Origin of the sequence: Cohnella sp. AR92, from assembly GCF_003990975.1 — a bacterium.
Taxonomy (GTDB): domain Bacteria; phylum Bacillota; class Bacilli; order Paenibacillales; family Paenibacillaceae; genus Cohnella.
Genome location: NZ_RZJR01000023.1, coordinates 42,978 through 62,006 on the forward strand (window position 1 = coordinate 42,978; position 19,029 = coordinate 62,006).

Below are 19,029 nucleotides of genomic sequence, written 5' to 3' on the forward strand. Positions count from 1 at the left end.
TACTAAGCGTCAGTATTGAAGAAGCGGAACTTTCTCCCTGACTCCTTGATTGAGGCTTGGACGGCCGATGGAGTAGTAGACGAAATCGGTTCCCGCCACATCCTCTTCCCGGAACACGTTGCGGCCGTCGATCAGGATCGGCCTGCCCATGACTCCCTGCAGCTCCGGCAGATCCGCCTTGGCGAACTCTTCCCATTCCGTCAGCAAGCAGAGGGCATCCGCGCCCGTTGCCGCTTCCAGGGCCCCTTCGCACCAGGCAACGCCTCGGTCCCCGAAGAGGCTTCGGAAGTTAGGCGTCGCGATCGGATCGTAAGCTCGAACCTTGGCGCCGACGTCCGTCAGATGCCGCATGATCTCCAGAGCCGGCGATTCGCGGACATCGTCCGTATTCGGCTTGAAGCTGAGGCCCCAGACCGCGATCGTCTTGCCGCGCAGCTCGCCGCCGAAGATCATCTCCAGCTTGCGGACCACGTTGAAGCGCTGCTCGCGGTTCACCTCGACGACCGAGCGAAGCAGCTTGAAGTCGTACTCGACATGGCCGGCGATCTGGATGAGAGCCCTCGTGTCCTTCGGGAAGCAGGAGCCTCCATACCCGATGCCGGCCTGGAGGAAGGCCGGGCCGATCCGCTTGTCGTAGCCCATTCCTTCGGCGACCTGCGTCACGTCCGCGCCCACCTTCTCGCAGATGTTGGCGATCTCGTTGATCAGCGAGATCTTCGTGGCGAGGAAAGCGTTGGACGCGTACTTCAGCAGCTCCGCGCTGCGAAGATCGGTGATCATGATCCGATCCGTCAGCGGCTTGTGCAGCTCCGCGACCTTGTTCGCCGCTTCGCGCGATTCGGCCCCGATGACGACCCGGTCCGGCTCCAGCGTGTCGCGGATCGCCGAGCCTTCGCGGAGGAATTCCGGCAGCGACACGCTGTCGAACGGCTCGTCCGTTCGGCTGCGGATCAAGTCGCGAACCCGCTCGTTCGTGCCGACCGGGACGGTGCTCTTCACGGCGACGATCGTGTAGCCGCGGAGAGCGTCCGCGATCTCGGCGGCCGCCGCTTCGATGTACCTTAGATCCGCTTCGCCGCTAGGCAGCGGCGGAGTGCCGACCGCGATGATGACGAGATCGGCGCCATGGACCGCCGCTCGAAGGTCGCCCGTGTAGCTCAAGCGGCCGGCGGCGACGTTCTTCGTCGAGAGCTCCTGCAGGCCCGGTTCGTAGATCGGGATTCCTCCGCTCTGCAGGGTGGCCAGCTTGAACGGATCCTTGTCGACGCAGACGACGCTATTGCCCAATTCGGCGTAACAGATGCCCGATACGAGCCCGACATAACCGGTGCCAATGACCGCGATATTCAATGGGATCCCTCCGATGCTTTGCATAGTTGAACGATCTCGGGCCACTTCAGCTCCAGCCGGACGATATCTTCCTCGATCAGAAGCTCGCCCGTCTGCACCTCGATGATCTCCAGGTCCGAATCGGCGCGAACGCTGTGCCGGCTCTCTTTCGGAACGATGAAGACGTCTCCGGCCGACAGGGTAAGCTCCCGCTCGTTCAGAATGACGGTTCCTTGTCCGGAGACGACGGTCCACACCTCGTCGCGGAAGCTGTGGTACTGGTAGCTCAGGTTGCGGCCGGCGGCGATGAAGATCCACTTCGTCAGCACTTCCTTGCCGTCCGCGTATCTGCGGTAATCCAGCACCCGATAGCGGCCCCAGCGGCGCTCCTCGTACATCGGACGCTGGTCCGAATGCTTCATCATGTCTTTGACCTGAGGGCTGAGCGCCTTATCCGCCACCAGGATGCCGTCCGGGCTCGCCGCCACGATAACGTCGGTCAGGCCGAGAACCGCGACGGGAATCTCCAGCTCGTTGATCACGTGGGCGTTCTGCGTGTGCTTCGAGACGATACCTTTGCCGATGAGCGAAGAATCGATCTCTTCCGTCAGCGTGTTCCAAGTCCCGAGATCCTTCCAGTCTCCTTCGTAGCGCACCGCCGCGATGCGGTTCGCCTTCTCGACCACCTCGTAGTCGAAGCTGATCTGCGGAAGCGAGCCGTACCGCTTGAGCATCTCCTCGTATTGAATCGGAAGCTCGTACGCCATCAGAATGTTGATGAGCATGTCGAGCTTGAACGCGAACACGCCGCAGTTCCAGAGCGCACCTTGCTCGATCATCTTCTCCGCTTCTTCCTGGCGAGGCTTCTCGCGGAAGCCCGCGACGCGGACGAACGGCCGATCGGCGCCGCTGCCCGGCTCGGGGACGATATAGCCGTACTTCTCCGAAGGATACGTCGGCTGAACGCCGATCAGCGCCAGGTCGGCTCCGGAATCCTTCAGCGCTCCTTCCAGCTGTCCCAGCTGGCGGAAGAAGTCTCCGTCGACATAAGGATCGACCGGCATGACGACGACCGTCTCGTTCAGGCTCACGCCTTCCATCGCGTACAGGTAGGTCGCCGCGAGCGCGATGGCGGGGAACGTATCCCTTCGCTGCGGCTCGGCGATCAGCCGAATGTCGTTGCCGATCTGGCCGTAGATGATCTCGACCTGGGACTTGCCCGTCGCCACGTAGGCGCTGTCTTGCAGCCCGGCTTCGCCGATCTGCCTCCAGACCCGCTGAATCATCGACTCCGGCTGGCCTTGCGGATCCTTGAGCACCTTCAAGAACTGCTTGGACCGCGAATCGTTGGACAGCGGCCACAGTCTCTTGCCCGAGCCGCCCGATAATAGAACGATCTTCATGCCATGCCTCCGCTCTTCTTGTTCGCCGTCTCCGCAAGCAGCTTCGCCGAAGCGATTCCTTGCGTCCAAGTGCGATAATAGCTGGCGTTCTTGCCGTAAGCGTTGTCGATCAGGACGTTAGGCTTGTCCATTAGGCAGGATAGGATGTGCCCGTGCAGCCTAGAGGTCTGAACGGCGCGGTAATGGCCGAAGCGGACGACCGCCTTCTTCACCAGACGATCCGTATACTTGCTCCAGATTTGCCCCATCGGCAGCTTGCCCTTGCCCATCCTCATCACGTCCGAGAAGAGACGGATCGACTTCTGCTCGGTCCGGCTGTACAGGGTCGGCCAATCCAGGCAATCCCCCGTCTCGCCGCCCTTCTCCAGCCGGTCCTGATCGGCCGTCTTCTCGATGTCGGTCCGCAGGAACCGAAGCAGCTCCTTCCCCGGCTCGGCCTTGGAGCGAATCGGCCAAAGCTGATGGGCCATGTCCGGGGACAGGTACACGCGGCAATTGCTGAACTTATCCTTCGCCAGCTCCAGCGAGATCGTGTCGCGAACGAACAGATGAACGTCCGAATGCTTGTTCAGAATATCCGCCGTCTTCTCGAACTCGCGCACATCCTTGTAGAAGATCGTCTGGGGCAGCATGACGATCCGATGCTCGGGGTAGTCGGCGACGACCTTCTCCCTCAGCTTCTGATGGACCGGATACAGATCGCCGAAGTTGCCTCCGCCGTGCAGCACCAGGATCGAATCCCGCGGAATGGACAATCCGTCCGGAAAATCCAGCGCGCTGTACCGGGCTCTCACCCGAATGCGGTAGTCCCTGAAGAAAGCTTCGGTCCCTTTCATGATCAGCAGATCGCCGCCATTGCCGTGAACCGGATAATCGAGATAATAGACATCCGATCCGGGAGGAATCACGTCCAGGATCTGTTTCAACCTTTGCTTGAGCTCATCCATCGGATGAGCGGTCCGTACGACCTCCATGCCATTCCCCTCCTATGCGCGTCTTTTGCTAGAGTTGCTAGAGTTGCTAGCGCCGCATCCTGCCCTAAATGCCGCAATTCGTTATAAGGACCAGATTACGTTGTCCCGAATCGGCTTCGCCGGGACACCCGCGACGAGCGTTCGGGCGGGCACGTCCTTCGATACGACCGCTCCGGCCGCCACGACGGCTCCGGGGCCGATCGTGACCCCCTTCAGAATGGTCGCCCGGCAGCCGATCCACACGTGATCGCCGATAACGACGGGACTCGTCGTCTCCGTTCCCTCCAGCTCGTGGTAATCGGTATCGGTGATCGTGACATCCCAGGAGATGGCGCAATGGCTGCCGATTCTCACGTTCTGCTTGCACAGGATCTCGCTTCGCCGATTCAGAAACGTATGGTCGCCGATCTCGATGACCGCCTGATTCGAATCCAGGTACAATCCGGTATTCCGATACAGGATGACATGATCCCCGAGGTAGAGCTTCGCTCGCCTCGATTTCGAGACCGTCACTCCGCCGGCTACCCTCAGGAGCTTGCCGCACCGATCGGTTTTCCTCCGGAACAGCGCGCCAAGGAACAGCCGATAGGCATGCTTCCCGTAATCCTTAAGCCTTCTTCTCCGTTGCATCCTTCCCTTGCCGCCCTTCCGCCTTGTTGTCAGAACTAGGATTGCCGCGACAGGCGTCCCATAAGGAAGCGCCAGTCGCCTCTGTCGAACAGAATGCTCGCGACGGGCGTCTTGAAGACGAGCTTCATCGCCGCGATCGTGATGACCAGCCGGCTGCAGGCCCCGACCAGCATAGCCAGCGCAATGCCGTTCAACCCGTATAGCGGCGCGAGCACGTAGAGCAGCGCGATGGTCAGCGCCAGCGCGATCGCCTGGCGTATCGCCACGAGTCCGGGGCGCCCCATCGCGTTGAACGAGGTCGCGAGCACCCAAGACCCTCCTCCGACGATGCATTCCAGGGAGAGCAGCGCGAAGGCCGTGCTCGACTCCAGGAAGGCCGGCCCGTACAGCAAGCCGAGCATCCAGCGTCCGACGAGCAGCCCGGGAACGAGCGCGACGGCCATCAGCGCGAAGCTGAGGCGGAAGGCCCGGCAAACCTTCGCGACGATCATGCTCGGGTCTTGGCCCGTCACCTTCGGGAATACGACGCTCGTGACGGCCGTCTGCACGGTGTTGAATACCCGCGACAGCGTGTAAACCACCGTGTACAGCCCGAACGCTCTCGGAGAGAGGAGCGCCAGGATAATCAGCTTGTCGCACTGGCCGTACAGCGTGCCGAGAAGCTCGACGCCGTACACCCGGCTCCCGTATCCGAACAGCGATCGGATCGCCTTGCGGTCCGAGAATCTTCCGAACCAGCCTACGGCCAGCTGCTTGCGCATTCGGTACAAGGACCAGACGATGACGACCAAGCTCGTCCCCAGGTAGATCAGCGAGGCGGAGCCTTGATCCAGCAATCCGAACGCCCATAGCGCCGCAAGCCCTGCCAGGTTGCTGAGCGGCACGTACAGCCGCAGGCCGTTGTACAGATTGAAGTTCTCCATGCTCTGCGCAAGAGCCGTCAGAAGACCGACGGCCAGCAGCATCGGAAGCATGAGTACGGTGTACCACCGGGCGATGCTTATGATCGATTCCGAGTAGTTCCCCATCCAGTAGGGCAGGCCGTACCAGGCGACCGCTCCGGCCAATAGGCTGACGGGGAGTTGGAACAGGAATCCCGCCCGGACCACTTCCGCGTTCTGTCCCGGATTCTTGCGCCGGTTGTAGATCAGCGAGGTCGGGAGCCCGAAGCTCAATACCCCGGCCAGCAGCGTAGGCCAGAAGACGATCGCGGCGAACTCGCCCTTGCCCTCGACGCCGAACCAGTGCGCCGTGACGATCGAGCTTACCATGCCGATCAGCATGACGAGCACGCCCGCGGCGCTTGTCCGCATGATCGCGGCCATGGCCCCTCTGCCGGTCAGAACGCGCTTGAACGCGAACGGCTTCCTTGCGCTCCTTATCATGCTTGCTTCCTTCCCGCTCATTGATAGGTCCTCAGCACGCCGCTGATCAGCCCGTTGTTGTAGACGATCCGCCGGACGTTGCGAAAGACGCGTCTCTTGTCGTACAGCACCGGGATCGACAGGAGGACGAAGGCCGGCACCTTCAGGAGCGACTCCGCCAAAACGCGGGCTTTGCTCCTGGAGCTGACCGCCCGGCTCACCCCTTGCCAATAGATGCGGCGCAGAAGCCACTTCCGGTTCATCCGGCTTCGCGGAATCTTATGCAGAACGGAAGCGTGCGGAGTGTAATACACCGAGTACTTGCCGCGGATTCGTTCGATCAGCTCGGATTCCTCGCTGGAGAGCAGATTGCTTCCCACTCTCCCCAGATCCTCCCGGAACATGGCCATGGAATCGAAGATCGACCGGCGAAAAGCGACGTTGGCCCCGTACGGCATAGCGGAATCCCGCATCTCCCGAACTTCGGCGGAGTAGTCGAGAATGGTATAAAGCGAACGGTTCTCCTCCGGCAGCCAGTCCGGCGCTTCGCCCTCCCAGGCGGGCTCGATTCGGCCGCCGACGCAGCCGATCTTCGGGTCCTTGTCGAACACCGAGACGATTCCGCCGATCCAATCGGGGGACGCAACCGCGTCGTCGTCCAGGAACAGGATGAACTCTCCCTTCGCTTCGCGGATCGCGCGGTTCCGGGCGACGGAGAGACCCAGACGCCCTTCGTATACATAATGGACCGGGAAGGAGGCCGTCCTTCCGAACTCTTGGACGGTTTGCGCGGTCTGGTCGGTGGAGCCGTTATCGACCACGATGACCTCGAAGGAATCACCGAACCGCTGAGGCGCAAGGCTGAGCAGCGCCTCCCGCACGTCCGAAGCCCGGTTGTGCGTGCAGATCGCGACGGATGCTCTCATGCGGTCGGGGGGTCTTATGCTTTCCGTTGCTTTCATGCTTTCCGTTGCTCTCATGCGTTCGGATGCTCCATTGCGTTCAGATTTGCGTTCCGTTTCCCTCATGCGTTCACCTCTTGAGGCACGGCTCCGGCGTAGGCGCGAAGCATCCTGCCGGCGATGCGATCCCAGTCCAGCTCCTTGAGCTTGTCCGAGATTCGCTCCTCCGCGGCCTTCTTGTTCAGCTTCATCGATGCGAGAAGCGCCTTCCTCAGGCCCTCCGGATCCTCCGGGTCGTACAGGACTCCGCCGCCCTCGGGCACGTACTCCCCGAGCGAGCCAAGGTTCGGCGCCACGACCGGCTTCTTGTACGACAGCGCCAGAATGGCGCTGCCGGAAGTCGTGATCTGCCGGTAAGGCAGCACGACCGCGTCCGCCGCCCGCAGATAATCGGCGAGCTCGCCGTCGTCGACGAAGGAAGGGTGGACCTTGATCGTTCCGTCATTCGCGGCGTCGATAAAGTCCAGGCCGTATCCCGCGTCCGCTTGTCCCGCGATCAGCAAGGAGCAGGCTTCGGACGGCAGCGACCGATAAGCTGCTACGAGCTGCTCCACTCCCTTGTAAGGATTGATTCGGCCGACGAACAGGAACAGGAAGCGATCCTTCGGAATGCCGAATCGAGCCCGAATGTCCGCTCCGCTCTCCGGATACGCTCCCAGGTAATGCCCGTGCGGCGTGACGACCAGCTTTTCCTCGGGCACCCCGAATACGGAGACGGCTTCCTGCCGGACCGACTCGCTCAGCGCGAACGCCGAATCGCAGAGGTTCAGGATGCGCCTGCGCATGAACGCGTCCCAACGCGACTTGCCCGTATGAGGCCAGATATTGTGGACGGTCCAGTACAGGCGCACGCCCATGCCTTTGTAAAGAAGCAGAAGCAGAAGGAACAGCGACGATTTCGCGATCGTCAGCGGGAAGACGGAAGCCTGGTAGGTGTAGCTCGGCCAGTGAAAATGGACGACGTCGCCCTTCCTAGGCTTCAGGACCGATCTGGGCCCGTAGTGCTCGACGTGCTGCCCCTGCCGCTCGATCGAGTCGGACAGCAGCTCCGAATACTTGTTGTGGGGACTCTTCTTCGGCCACATATAAACGGTAGGCTCGCCCATCTAATTCACCTGCCCGTAAGCGGCTTGAGCGGCAAGCTCCGGACGATGGGACAGGATCCGGGAGTACAGCTCCAGATGCTGCCCAAGCAGCGAAGCTTGGGTGAACTTGAGGCAATGCCGGACGCATTGCTCTTGAATGCTTCTTTTCTCGTCCCCGGACAGCGAATGGAACTCGAGAATCTTCGTCCGGATGACGGCGGCGCTCCCCGGGGGGAACAGGAATTCGTCCGGGTTCCAGACCGCGTCGGGAATCCCGCCTACGGCGGAAGCGTACACCGGCGTTCCGACCTGATAGGACTCGATGATGACCCGCCCGAACGGCTCCTCCCAGATGGACGGAACGAAGTTGGCGTCCATCTCCGCCATCAGGCTTCTCGCCTCCGCCGGCTTAACCTTGCCGGGGAAGACGAAGCGCGGGTCCTGCCGGCACAGCTCCTGAAGCTCCTGCCGGATGCTCCCCTCTCCGCAGATGACGATCCGCTCCACGACTTCGGCGGGAAGCGGCAGCGCCGCCTCGACCAGCTGGCGGACTCCCTTCTCCGGCTCGATCCGGCCGAAGTAGCCGATGCGAAGCGGCTTCCGGTCGAAGTCCCGCTCGGCGGCGGCAATCTCGCCCTCCACCGCGTTCGGAATGACCGATCTGGAAGCCTTCGGGAACAAGCCGGCCTTCGTATGCCGATTCAGAATGTGCGAAGAGATGCCGACGACCGCCGATACCCTTCCGCTGAAGCCGGCCGAGCTCAACGCATAGAGCTTTGCCAGCGCGGGGTTCCCGAGCGGGGAGCTGACCGGCGAGAGCAGGGAGTAGTCCCTTAGCGTATGCACGATCGGTACCTTCCGGGAAGCGTTCGCCGTCCAGACGGCGGCTCCGAAGCCCGACAGGTTCTGGGTGTGGATCAGGTCCGGCCCGATCGCTTCGAGACGTTCCCTCACCGCGCCGACTTGAAGCGGATTGTACAGATCGGTCAGCCTTCGGGCCGTTCGGGGCAGCACCCCTCTCCGCTTCCCGTCGCCGATCCAGTAGAGGTTGCTGTACGGCAGCCGATGGACGGTCACGCCGGAGATCTTCTCCATCCGCAAGCCTTCCCCTCGCTTCTGCCCGCCCAGCGTCAGGACATGGACGTCCGCCTCCGAAGCCAGCGCTTCCGCGAGGATCTGCGTGGAGATCTCCGCGCCGCCGATGATATGAGGCGTATATAAACTATTGATAAGGACGATTCTCATGCGGTATTTCTCAACTCCTTCTCGTTTGGCCTATCCCCTTCTGCCGCCGGGGCGGCCATGCGATCTTCGAACAATCCGCCCCGAATCCAGCCGATCAGCAGCCAGAAATTCACAAACGAATAGGAATCGAAGTTCATGACCAGCGACACGCATAACGCGAACGCGAACTGGGCGTATACGTTGCTGCGCGCGCTGCGCATAACTGCGGCCAAGAACCCCAGGAACAAGGAGACTCCGACGATGCCTTCCTCCGCGAACAGCTTCGCCCACAGATTGCGCGAGGTCGCCTCCTCGGGATGAAGCTCCACGAGAATACGCACCTCTTTGAATTGCAAGCCGTAGTCGTAATGCGCGAGAATCAAATCCGCGAATTCCTTGTAGTAAAACCCGCCGCCGACGCCGAAGAGCGGATGCTGCCCGAACTCCATGAATCCGATAGCCGGGAAAACGACCCGAACGAAAAACGAATTGTCCGATCGAATTAAATGTTGGAAATCGAATTGGAACCGGTCCGTGAAGTACCCGCTCACGTGAAGCGTCTCCAGAAGATAAGGGACCCCGTACCCGATAATGGCGGCAATCCCGGAGAGCGCGAGCAGCATCCGCCCGCGATACTTGTTCGCGATCAGAATGTAGACCAACAGCGCGGTCAGCAGCACGACGTACGAGTACGCCGAGAAAGAAAGGACAAGGAGCAGGATGCAGCCAAGCAGCGGAATAAGCGTCAGCCTGCGATATCCTTTCTTGTACAGGTAGAGCAAAATAAGGCCGCAACTCAACAGATGGATGCCTGCCCAAGACGGCTCTCCCGACAGCATCTGGATTCTTCCGCGATACACCTTCTGCGAGAAGAGCGCGGTCAGAGAGCCCGACATTCCGCTATGCAGCAGGTAGGCGTCCGCCGTCTGCAGCAGCCCGACCGCCAAGGGCGGAACAAGGCCGATCAATAAACATAGGGCGATTCGCCTCAGCAAGGTCTTGTCTTCCCTGACCTGCTTGGCGATGTAGACGGACACCCTGTACATCGAGATCCCGAACAGGAGCGTAATCGCGTGCTTGATGCTGCTGCCCGTATCCCCGTCGGCGATGGACACGATCAGCGAATGCCCGACGCTGTAGGCGGCGAAGAGAGTCAGCAGCAGGTCTCCCGTTCGGAACCGAAAATCGGTGAAGAGCAGGAGCAGCGAAGCGGCGAACATGGGAAACATCGCAAGCGGACGATACACCGAGAACGGAATGTACGGAAGGCTATCGTAAGTGATGACGGTTAGGGAGAAAAGAAACAGAGCGACGATCGTCGCCCGCAGCACGACATCTTTTCGCTCTGTAGGCTTAGGCTTTAGGATAGGATCAGCTCCATGCTGCTGCGAGTGGCGGAGCCGCTGAAGCGGCGCGTCACGTAGCGGATCGAATTGCCCGACACGCTGTCGTTCATCTCCCTGTCGCCCATCAGAAGCAGCACGTCCTTCACCATCTCTTCCTCCGATTCGCAGACGAACAGCTCCTCCCCGTGGCTTGCGTCGAGCCCCTCGCTGCCGATCCGGTTCGTCACGACCGGCACTCCCCACGCCATCGCCTCCAGAATCTTCGTCTTGATGCCGGTGCCGAAGAGAAGAGGAGCGACCATTACCGCGGAATCGCCGACGGTCGTCTTGACGTCGTCCACCTCTCCGGTGACGATGACGCCGGGGTACTCGTCCTGCAGTCGGCGCACCTCCGCGCTCGGGTTCTTGCCGACGATGTAGAAGACGGCAGACGGCATCTCGCGTTTGATGCGAGGCCAGATCCGTTCGCAGAAGTACACGGCGGCGGAGCTGTTGTGCGGGATGTCCATCTTGCCGACGAAGGCAAGCTTGTTCTTGTCGTAACGCCGGGAGCCGCTCGCCTGAGCGTCGGGCTCGACTTTCATCGGAATTCCGTGGCACGATTCATGACGGGTCGCTTGGCGGAACAGCTGCGCCTCTGCGGGAGAGGTAAAGATCAGGTGATCGAAGCGGGGAGCTACCTTCCGCTCATATGCGGCGAGCCGTTTGCTCTCGAAGGAGATCAGCCATTTCTGCATGAACTTCAGATCCGCGAGCCGCTTCAGGCTGCCCGGCAGCTTGTTCGAGAAGCCTCCGAGCACGGACGGGATGTATCGGAACCAGTCGAGCTGGCGCCGGTACCGGAGGGACAGCAGGTCGTCGTAGCTGAGCACCTTGCGGCCCGTCCCTTCCGTCATGTATTCCGCGACCCGGACCATATCGTACAGAATGAAGTCGGGCTTCTCCTTCCGGAGGAAGCCGCGAATCTGCCGATGCGTCTTCCGGCTGTAATAAGCGGATACCTGAATCGGCCATTTCTTGCGGATAAGGGTATGGAGAATGACGTTGTACAGCTTCTCCGCCAGGCCCGGCAGCTTCAGCTCGATGACCCGGCCGATCTCCGGAGGCTGCTGCTCCAGATATTTCGGGTCGTCCACGAAGCTGAGATTGACAATCTCGCTGTCGGGATAAATCTCCTTCATCTGCCGGATATACTGGAGGAGCATGTTCTTGCGTCCGTCCGTTGCGGGGAAGGGCAGCCGGTTCGTGATAAAAACAATCTTGTCCATCGGTCGCCACCCTTTCGGTTAATACGCGTCTTTGGCTCCAAGCAGAAGCTTGAAAGTCCGGAAAATAATCTTCAGATCCCCCCGAATGCTTCTTTGCCGAATGTATTGCAGGTCCAGCTCGACCATCTGCTCGAAGCTGAGCGCGTTGCGGCCGTTTACCTGCCACAACCCCGTGCAGCCCGAGTCTACCGTCAGGCGGAGCTTGTCGTATTCCGTGTACTCTTCCACCTCCCTGGGCAGCGGCGGCCTCGGGCCGACCAGCGACATTTCTCCTCTTAGCACGTTGAACAGCTGCGGAAGCTCGTCGAGGCTCGTTTTGCGAATAAACTTGCCGATCCGGGTCACGCGCGGATCTTCCTTCATCTTGAACATCGCGCCTTGAATCTCGTTCTTCGACAGCAGCTCCTGGAGCTTCTTCTCCGCGTCCGGCACCATCGAGCGGAACTTGAACATGCGGAACGGCTTGCCGTGCTTCCCGATCCGCGTCTGCCCGAACAGGATCGGCGCCTTCGGATCGTCCAGCTTGATCAGCAGAGCCACGGCCGCGAGCAGCGGCGAGAGCGCTACTATTCCCGCGGTTGCGCCCGCCACGTCCATGGCTCTCTTGGCCGCGTAGTAGAACGCCAGGTTGTCCCCGCTTCTCTCCGCGATCCTTCTCCGCTCGAATTCCGTCATCCTCGCGACAATCTCGCGATCATACTGCAGGGCCATGGCTTCCGCTCACCTTCTCTCTGTAGAGAAGCTCTTCCAGTTGGGTCATCAGGCGGTATTTCAGCTCGTCGTTGCGAAGAGCGAAATCGACCGTCGTCATGATGAACCCGAGCTTCTCGCCGACATCGTAGCGCATGCCCTCGAAGTCGTAGGCATAGACGCCAAGCTCCTCGTTCAGCTTCTGGATCGCGTCCGTCAGCTGGATCTCGCCGCCGGCGCCGATCTCATGCCTGCCGAGATGCTCGAAGATCTCGGGAGCGAGCACGTAACGGCCCATGATGGCCAGGTTGGATGGAGCTTGTCCTTGCGGGGGCTTCTCGACGAAGCGGCGAACCTTGTACAGCCGGCCGCTTTTCTCATAGGGATCGAGAATACCGTAGCGGCTTGTCTGGTCCGTGCCGACCGCCTGCACGCCGATGACCGACTTGCCGGTATTCTCGTATTGCTTGATCAGCTGCTTGGTGCAAGGCGTATCGGACTGCACGATGTCGTCGCCCAGCAGCACCGCGAACGGCTCGTTGCCGATGAAGTTGCGGGCGCACCAGACGGCATGGCCGAGTCCCTTGGCTTCCTTCTGCCGGATGTAGTGAATCTCGACGTTCGACGACTGCCGGACCTTCTGCAGAATGTCGAGCTTGCCTTTCTCCTCCAGCGTCTGTTCGAGCTCGAAGGCGATGTCAAAGTGATCCTCGATCGCCCGTTTCCCCTTGCCCGTGACAACGATGATATCCTCGATCCCGGACTCGATCGCTTCTTCCACGATGTACTGGATCGTCGGCTTATCGACGATCGGAAGCATTTCTTTCGGCATCGCCTTGGTGGCGGGCAGGAACCGAGTACCGAGTCCGGCCGCGGGTATAATTGCTTTTCTCACTTTTTTCATTCGCTCTCACCCCATCTATGTCTGATTGTTGCATGTCCACTTCCAAGTCAAGCAAGTATCCAAATCAAGCAAGTGGGCATTGAACCCAACCTCTCGCCACACCCTTGACGATGTACGTCTAAGGCCGTCAGGCCCACAGCATGGCCGAGTGCCTCCGGTGATAAAGGAGCAGGAGACATTTCCTTCCCTTGCGGGATTGCCGATATTCGCGAGCTTTCGATCGTCGGCGGCCTTAGCGGCCTCTATGGTTCAGGATGGCGCCGACCATTCGGGTCCGGCTTGCCTGCAGCGTCAGCTTCGCCTTCTCGGCGGCTTCCAGCTTCGTTCTGCCTCGCCGGATCACGAGTACCGCCCCGTCGCATTTGTCGGCGACGATCAGCGCGTCCGACGTGCTCTTCATCGCCGCGGTATCGATAATGACGACGTCGAACTTCTCTTTGGCCGCCGCCAGCAGCTCGGTCATCGCCTCCGACTCGAGCAGCTCGGAAGGATTGGGCGGAATAGGACCCGCGCACAGCACCTGGAGGTTATCGATCTCCGTCCGTTGAGCGACCTCGTTCATCTCGCCGATTCCGGCCAGGATAGTGCTTAATCCCCGGTCGTTGCGCAGCTCGAAAATTCGATGCAGCGTCGGCGATCTCAGATCGGAGTCGAGCAGCAGCACCTTGCGGTTCGCTTGGGAGTAAGCGACGGCGATGTTGGCGGAAGTGGTGCTTCTGCCCTCTCCTTGCTCGGCGGAGACGACCGCGATCGTCTTCAAGCCTCCGTCCCTTCCCAGGATCTCGATGTTGGTCCGCAGCCGTCGGTAGCTCTCGGCGGCCGTCGATCCCGGATTCTCGCTCATGATCCGAGCCCGTTTAAGCGTCCATCGTGACATTCGATTCCCTCCTTCCCGCCATGGCTTTATTCCGGCGATTGCCCTTGCCGCTCGAACCCCGGCTTCCGATTCGCGGCACTTCCGTCAGCAGCGGCATGCCCAGCTTCTCGTTGATCTCCTTCTCGCTCTTGACGCTGTCGTCCAGCTGTTCCAGCAGAAAGGCGAGACCGCCTCCGAGCATTAGCGATACCACGAACACGATCAGGACGGTCTTGACGGGCTGCGGCGATACCGGCAGCCGGTTCTCCGACGGATCCGCCCAGTTGATCACGGACACGTTGTCCAGCTTCATCAGGGCGCGAACCTCTTGCTGGAACACCTTGCTGACGGCGTTGGCCATCTCGGCCGCCCTGGCGTATGAGTGATCCGAGACGGTGACCGTCATGATCTGCGTTTCGGCCGTCGATGAGATACCGATCTTGGCCGCAAGCTCGTCCTCCGTCGTCTGAAGCTTGGGATATTCCGTAACAACCTTGCCCAGAACGCGCGGAATAAGAATTAGCTGCTTGAAAGTCTTGATCATCTGAATGTTGGAGTTGATCGAACCGGAGTCAGCCATCATCGAAGCATTGCCCGCGGCTCTTTGCTGATACACCAACAGCTTCGTGTCCGCCTGATAAACCGGCTTCACCTTCTGGCTCGTGTAATAGCCGACCGCGGTGCACGCCACGATCACGATCAGAGCGATCAGCCACATTCTTTTCCGGATTACGCTCCAATACCATTGAATCTCCAAGCCGTTTCCTCCGATACTGATTTCGTTGTTGAGAACCGTCGCTAACCGTCTCAATATTCTGATTAATTACAGAAATTCCGAGCGGCGTTTGCCTCGTCGGCTCCGCTTAATTAAATTCTAAGACCATCAAGCGCGGTAAAACTATTACGCGACAGGATGATTTTGCTTCTTCTTTCGAAGCAAACACCCTGCCGCGTCGGTAGTATCGATATTCCACTTTAGTACCATACGATTAGACGGATCCGCCCTCAAGCTTGTCCCGCAGCGAATAGCTGCCAATTCCCTGCGCCTGCGCGAATAGGGCGGCCTGCGTGCGGTCGTTCAAATTCAGCTTCTGGAAAATCCGGCTGACGTGTTTCTTGACGGTATATTCGCTAATGACCAGCTTCCGTGCCATGGCTCCGTTCGACAATCCTTCGCCGAGCGCGCCGAGCACCTCTCTCTCCTTGGGCGTCAGCTTCTCGAGCGGATCGTCCGGATCCTTGCGGAGCAGCGTGCCAAGGAGGCTCTGGTCGAAGTATTTGCGTCCCTTGCCGATCATCTTGATCGCCAGCAGCAGCTCCTCCGGCGGCGCCTCCTTGAGCACATAGCCGTCCGCTCCGCTCTCCTGCGCCAGGCGGATATCCGTCTCCGAAGACGAAGAGGTCAGCATCATAAACGCGCACGGCTGATGCCGCATCGCCTTGACCAGATCGTAGCCGGACTCTCCGCCCAGCCTGATATCCACGACGGCGACGTCCGGCTTCGCTCTCTCGATCAACGCCTTGCCTTCCTGGATCGATTCGGCCTCGCCCACCAGTTCGATCCCTTCCTCCTTGGCGAGAATGGCCCTAAGTCCATTGCGAACCAGTGGGTGGTCATCCACAACGATGATTCTCATTCCATCACCCGATCTTTCGATATTAACCCATTTTTTCTTGCCGGCCGGCAAGCGGAAGATGAATGGCGATACGCGCCCCGCTGCCGGCTTCGCTGCAGATCTGCATGGTTCCTCCCAGCGAGGTCGCCAGCATCTTCATGTTGCGCAGCCCGAAGCCGGAGTCCTTCTTGGCGGACAAGCGCTCGCACGCATCGAAGCCTCGCCCGTTATCCGAGATTCGAAGCGTGACGGAAGAACGCAGAACCGTCAGCTTGACGTCCACCTGGCTGCTGGCGCCATGGCGGATCGCATTGCCGACCGCTTCGGCGATGATTCGATAGAGCGCCTTCCGATGATGGACGGATAAGCGGCAATCGGACTCGGGAGCCCGGAAGCGGATCCGGACTCCGTTCAGCCTGGACAGGCTGGACAACAGCGTTTCGACGCTGTCCAGCCAAGCCGAGCCGCCGGGTTCCGCCGCGCTGAGATTATAAATCGTCGCGCGCATCTCGCGGGAGGCGTTCGCGGCGGCCGCTTGAATCTCCCGAAGCTGCTCCAGCTTCTGCTCCTCCGACAAGGTGCTCCATTCCCGTTCGACGGAATGGACCGCGCACGCAATGCCGAACAAATGCGGACCTATTCGATCATGGAGTTCTTCTGCGATTCGGTTGCGCTCCTCAAAGAGAACATACGGTTCCAACTCTAACACGCTCTGAATAGCCATCCCGTTCATCACCTTTCCCACGTTAAGTATGAGAAAACTCCAATCTTCCCTTCATTTTCCCCCATTTCTGAAAATGGTGCCTAATTTCAACATACTCTGCGGATAACAACCTGCCCATGCTCCGGGAGTACTGATTTGCGGGATGGTTCTTGGAGAAGGCCGCTTGAGTCCTTGGACATACCCGAGGCTTCCGAGTCCAATACAATTCCCCAGAATCATCCATCTTGAAACGATCGAACATAGAATTACGAACGAATAGAAGGGTTTCGTGCTTTTCCCGGTTATTCGCGTTTCTTCCCTATTAAATAATTCTGAATGGGACCTATGTCTTAGGGGGTCAAACCCGTTAGGTGAGGAATCTTTAATTAGATTTTATAATTCCAATCGAAGAAATTGGTATTAAAAGCGTTTTCAATTTACGGGAACGATACATCCTCCGGTCGTGACCAATCCGTCAAATGAGAGCCGATTCGCAACGCTATTAGAAAAATGAGAGGGAGCGTGCACAAAGGCGGGGATCGACGTTAGCCGGACATGCTCTTGGAACTCGATCTCTTCTCCTAGGCGGAAGGCTCGACGATGGTCATGAAGATACAGTCTTTACGCTCATAAACGAGAAATCCGCCAAGCTTCCGGGCTCGGCGGATTTCTTTCTTCTATATATAATGAAGCTTTTCGATAGGCGAGGGGAGCCTTAATGAATCGAAGCCGCCTGTATGGCTTGGAAAGCCCAGTAGGTTCTCGGCACGTCCGCATAGAACGGAGCTTCCGCACGGACGGCTTGCAGCCCGATCAGCTTGTTCAGAATGACGACCGCTTCCGCGCGGCTCAAGAACCGATCCGGCTTAAACGTGCCATCCGCGAAACCGTTCATGAGACCTGCCGACCGCGCCTTGAGAATCGCGGCCTCCGCCCAGTGGCCCGCCGTATCCGGGAAGCTCTCCGCTTCTTTGCCGGCAGCGGCCAGGAAAGGCAGTCTCGTCAGGATAGCCGCCAGTTCCGCCCGCGTAACCGGCTTATCCGGAAGGAATCTGCCGTCGGCCGTGCCGCTCATCAGGCCGAGACCGACGACCTCTTCCACGGCGCTCTTAGCCCAATGAGCCGAAGGGATATCCGCGAAAGGCTTGGGCTCGGCAACGCTGCGTCCGTCGATGATCCGCGACAGGATGGCCGCCAGCTCCGCTCGGGTCACGTCGGCGTTCGGCTTGAATGCCCCTCCCTCGAATCCGGACAGATAAGGAAGCTTCCGCAGCTGCCAGCTTTCCTCTTGTCCCTGTTCCGTCTCCTCACCAGGCCAATTCTTGACGGAAAAACCGGCAAGCTTGGCGTTCGCATGAAGATCAAGTTCAAGGGAGAGTCTGCCGGCTTGCGTCCCCTCCGCGGAGCTTCGAACAAGCCCCGTCTTTCCTTCTCCGTCCTCCAGGTAGAAGCCCGAATTCCCCGTATCCTTCAGGTTCTCGGCTGGAACAGAGAGCGTGATGCGGTTCAACGGTTGATTCGTCGCGATAGAGATGGAATGCCCGGCGAACGTTACCTCATCCGTTCCCGCGCGGCGCTTCGCTTCCTCCTTGGCCCGTCCTTCCAGCTCCGATCCCGCGGTCGTTCCCTCGATGGAAGAGAGGCGAATGGTCAGAGGTCCGTTCAGCCCTTGGAGAGTTGCCGAAGGGAGAACCAGGTTCGCCGTCGGCGTTCGGATGTCCAGCGCGATGCCGCTTGCGGCCAGCACATGGGCTTCTAGGGAAGATAAGTCGATCGCGAAATCGGTCGCCTCCGTCAAGGAGGGGGTAATCTCGATCGTCAAACGATCACGGCCTGCCGCATGAAGCAAACTGGCGGCGTTCTCGGCGAAGTTCTCCGGAAGTTCAATGGTATCGAATAGCCGGCCATCCGATTCCAGCGTCTGCCGGATCATCAGCTTCTCGGTCGTCTTCGGGTCCAACATTACGTCCACCGGATACGTCCGGGGATATTCCGGCGCCATTCCGCCGCCCCCGCCTCCCGGCCCACGGCTGACGATCTTCTTCGCTTCGAAGGCTGAGACGGCCGTCCGCAGCGCCGCAAGCGCCGCATCGACGTCGGCTTGCGTCGATCCCGGCGTCTCGAACGGCATGATCGCCGCATTGATCGCCGCCAGGAGAGCCGCCTTCGCTCCGGCCTTATATTGGCCGATCGCGGTGCCTTCCTCCGCCGAATCGTATAAATCCTGGGCATTCCCGATAGCCTCCCTAAGAGCGAACCAATTGACGAATACCCGCTTGGAGTCGAATGCTTCGAGAGCATCTTCCAGGTCCTCCAACGCTTGGTCGATCTCCGCCTGCGTCGCCCCGGGCGAGTCCAGCCAGGCGGCCGCTTCATCGATGGCCGCCTGCAGCGCCGCCTTCGCTCCGGCGGCGTACTGACCGTTGGAAGTGCCTTCTACCGCTGAATCGTATAAGTCCTGGGCTGTCTCGATAGCCTCCCTGAGAGCGAGGGAATTGACGAATACCCGCTTGGAGTCGAATGCGACGAGAGCGTCTTCCAGGTCCCCGAGCGCTTGGTCGATCTCCGCCTGCGTCGCCCCGGGCGAGTCCAGGCAGGCGGCCGCCTCCTCGATGGCCGCCTCCAGCGCCGCTTTCGCTCCGGCGGCGGACTCACCGTTGCAAGTGCCTTCTACC

17 protein-coding genes are annotated in these 19,029 nt (G+C 60.0%); all 17 read right to left on the minus strand.

Annotated features, from left to right (window positions below; genetic code table 11):
* Positions 1-9: 9 nt before the first annotated feature.
* Positions 10-1,350 (minus strand): UDP-glucose dehydrogenase family protein, encoded by a 1,341-nt coding sequence (locus ELR57_RS26330; RefSeq protein WP_126962664.1) that lies wholly within the window; start codon positions 1,348-1,350, stop codon positions 10-12.
* On the minus strand, positions 1,347-2,732 hold the full coding sequence (locus ELR57_RS26335) for a sugar phosphate nucleotidyltransferase (RefSeq protein WP_126962666.1): 1,386 nt from the start codon (positions 2,730-2,732) through the stop codon (positions 1,347-1,349). The genes ELR57_RS26330 and ELR57_RS26335 overlap by 4 nt, the downstream gene beginning before the upstream one ends.
* Positions 2,729-3,706, minus strand: coding sequence for a polysaccharide pyruvyl transferase family protein (locus tag ELR57_RS26340; RefSeq protein ID WP_126962668.1), 978 nt, complete (start codon positions 3,704-3,706; stop codon positions 2,729-2,731). Before ELR57_RS26340 ends, ELR57_RS26335 begins: the two co-directional genes overlap by 4 nt.
* An 81-nt stretch (positions 3,707-3,787) precedes the next feature.
* On the minus strand, positions 3,788-4,336 hold the full coding sequence (locus ELR57_RS28555; RefSeq protein WP_148125565.1) for an acyltransferase: 549 nt from the start codon (positions 4,334-4,336) through the stop codon (positions 3,788-3,790).
* A 35-nt stretch (positions 4,337-4,371) separates the two neighbouring features.
* Positions 4,372-5,721, minus strand: coding sequence for a lipopolysaccharide biosynthesis protein (locus ELR57_RS26350; protein ID WP_370452360.1), 1,350 nt, complete (start codon positions 5,719-5,721; stop codon positions 4,372-4,374).
* A 17-nt stretch (positions 5,722-5,738) separates the two neighbouring features.
* A complete protein-coding gene (locus ELR57_RS26355) occupies positions 5,739-6,680 on the minus strand; it encodes a glycosyltransferase (protein ID WP_238162709.1) in 942 nt (313 codons plus the stop codon).
* Positions 6,681-6,724: 44 nt separating this feature from the next.
* Entirely contained in the window at positions 6,725-7,768 is a 1,044-nt protein-coding gene (locus tag ELR57_RS26360) for a glycosyltransferase family 4 protein (RefSeq protein WP_126962670.1), read from the minus strand.
* The gene (locus ELR57_RS26365; RefSeq protein ID WP_126962672.1) at positions 7,769-8,992 is read right to left on the minus strand and encodes a glycosyltransferase family 4 protein; all 1,224 of its coding nucleotides are present in this window, start codon (positions 8,990-8,992) and stop codon (positions 7,769-7,771) included.
* Positions 8,989-10,302, minus strand: coding sequence for an O-antigen ligase family protein (locus ELR57_RS26370; protein WP_126962674.1), 1,314 nt, complete (start codon positions 10,300-10,302; stop codon positions 8,989-8,991). The genes ELR57_RS26365 and ELR57_RS26370 overlap by 4 nt, the downstream gene beginning before the upstream one ends.
* Before the next feature lie 29 nt (positions 10,303-10,331).
* A complete protein-coding gene (locus ELR57_RS26375; RefSeq protein ID WP_126962676.1) occupies positions 10,332-11,585 on the minus strand; it encodes a glycosyltransferase family 4 protein in 1,254 nt (417 codons plus the stop codon).
* Positions 11,586-11,603: 18 nt separating this feature from the next.
* A complete protein-coding gene (locus ELR57_RS26380) occupies positions 11,604-12,296 on the minus strand; it encodes a sugar transferase (protein ID WP_370452361.1) in 693 nt (230 codons plus the stop codon).
* On the minus strand, positions 12,280-13,179 hold the full coding sequence (gene galU / locus ELR57_RS26385; protein WP_126962678.1) for a UTP--glucose-1-phosphate uridylyltransferase GalU: 900 nt from the start codon (positions 13,177-13,179) through the stop codon (positions 12,280-12,282). The genes ELR57_RS26380 and galU overlap by 17 nt, the downstream gene beginning before the upstream one ends.
* A 232-nt stretch (positions 13,180-13,411) precedes the next feature.
* Positions 13,412-14,056, minus strand: coding sequence for a CpsD/CapB family tyrosine-protein kinase (locus ELR57_RS26390; RefSeq protein ID WP_126962680.1), 645 nt, complete (start codon positions 14,054-14,056; stop codon positions 13,412-13,414).
* Complete coding sequence (locus tag ELR57_RS26395) at positions 14,037-14,792, minus strand: YveK family protein (RefSeq protein WP_126962681.1); 756 nt, start codon at positions 14,790-14,792, stop codon at positions 14,037-14,039. The genes ELR57_RS26390 and ELR57_RS26395 overlap by 20 nt, the downstream gene beginning before the upstream one ends.
* Positions 14,793-15,024: 232 nt before the next feature.
* Positions 15,025-15,672: a response regulator gene (locus ELR57_RS26400; RefSeq protein ID WP_126962683.1), complete on the minus strand. Its 648-nt coding sequence runs from the start codon at positions 15,670-15,672 to the stop codon at positions 15,025-15,027.
* Between the two features lie 22 nt (positions 15,673-15,694).
* Positions 15,695-16,375, minus strand: coding sequence for a sensor histidine kinase (locus ELR57_RS26405; RefSeq protein ID WP_158630184.1), 681 nt, complete (start codon positions 16,373-16,375; stop codon positions 15,695-15,697).
* A gap of 694 nt (positions 16,376-17,069) precedes the next feature.
* Positions 17,070-19,029, minus strand: a 1,960-nt coding sequence (locus ELR57_RS26410) for an S-layer homology domain-containing protein (RefSeq protein ID WP_148125566.1), incomplete at its 5' end; no start/stop codon positions are given.

Bases quoted from the DNA above. Each gene is read 5' to 3' on its own strand.
- ELR57_RS26400 (WP_126962683.1), bottom strand. From the start codon at position 15,672: ATGAGAATCATCGTTGTGGATGACCACCCACTGGTTCGCAATGGACTT.
- ELR57_RS26390 (WP_126962680.1), bottom strand. From the start codon at position 14,056: ATGTCACGATGGACGCTTAAACGGGCTCGGATCATGAGCGAGAATCCG.
- ELR57_RS26360 (WP_126962670.1), bottom strand. From the start codon at position 7,768: ATGGGCGAGCCTACCGTTTATATGTGGCCGAAGAAGAGTCCCCACAAC.
- ELR57_RS26365 (WP_126962672.1), bottom strand. From the start codon at position 8,992: ATGAGAATCGTCCTTATCAATAGTTTATATACGCCTCATATCATCGGC.
- galU (WP_126962678.1), bottom strand. From the start codon at position 13,179: ATGAAAAAAGTGAGAAAAGCAATTATACCCGCGGCCGGACTCGGTACT.
- ELR57_RS26375 (WP_126962676.1), bottom strand. From the start codon at position 11,585: ATGGACAAGATTGTTTTTATCACGAACCGGCTGCCCTTCCCCGCAACG.
- ELR57_RS28555 (WP_148125565.1), bottom strand. From the start codon at position 4,336: ATGCAACGGAGAAGAAGGCTTAAGGATTACGGGAAGCATGCCTATCGG.
- ELR57_RS26350 (WP_370452360.1), bottom strand. From the start codon at position 5,721: ATGATAAGGAGCGCAAGGAAGCCGTTCGCGTTCAAGCGCGTTCTGACC.
- ELR57_RS26340 (WP_126962668.1), bottom strand. From the start codon at position 3,706: ATGGAGGTCGTACGGACCGCTCATCCGATGGATGAGCTCAAGCAAAGG.
- ELR57_RS26405 (WP_158630184.1), bottom strand. From the start codon at position 16,375: ATGGCTATTCAGAGCGTGTTAGAGTTGGAACCGTATGTTCTCTTTGAG.
- ELR57_RS26335 (WP_126962666.1), bottom strand. From the start codon at position 2,732: ATGAAGATCGTTCTATTATCGGGCGGCTCGGGCAAGAGACTGTGGCCG.
- ELR57_RS26380 (WP_370452361.1), bottom strand. From the start codon at position 12,296: ATGGCCCTGCAGTATGATCGCGAGATTGTCGCGAGGATGACGGAATTC.
- ELR57_RS26355 (WP_238162709.1), bottom strand. From the start codon at position 6,680: ATGAGAGCAACGGAAAGCATGAAAGCAACGGAAAGCATAAGACCCCCC.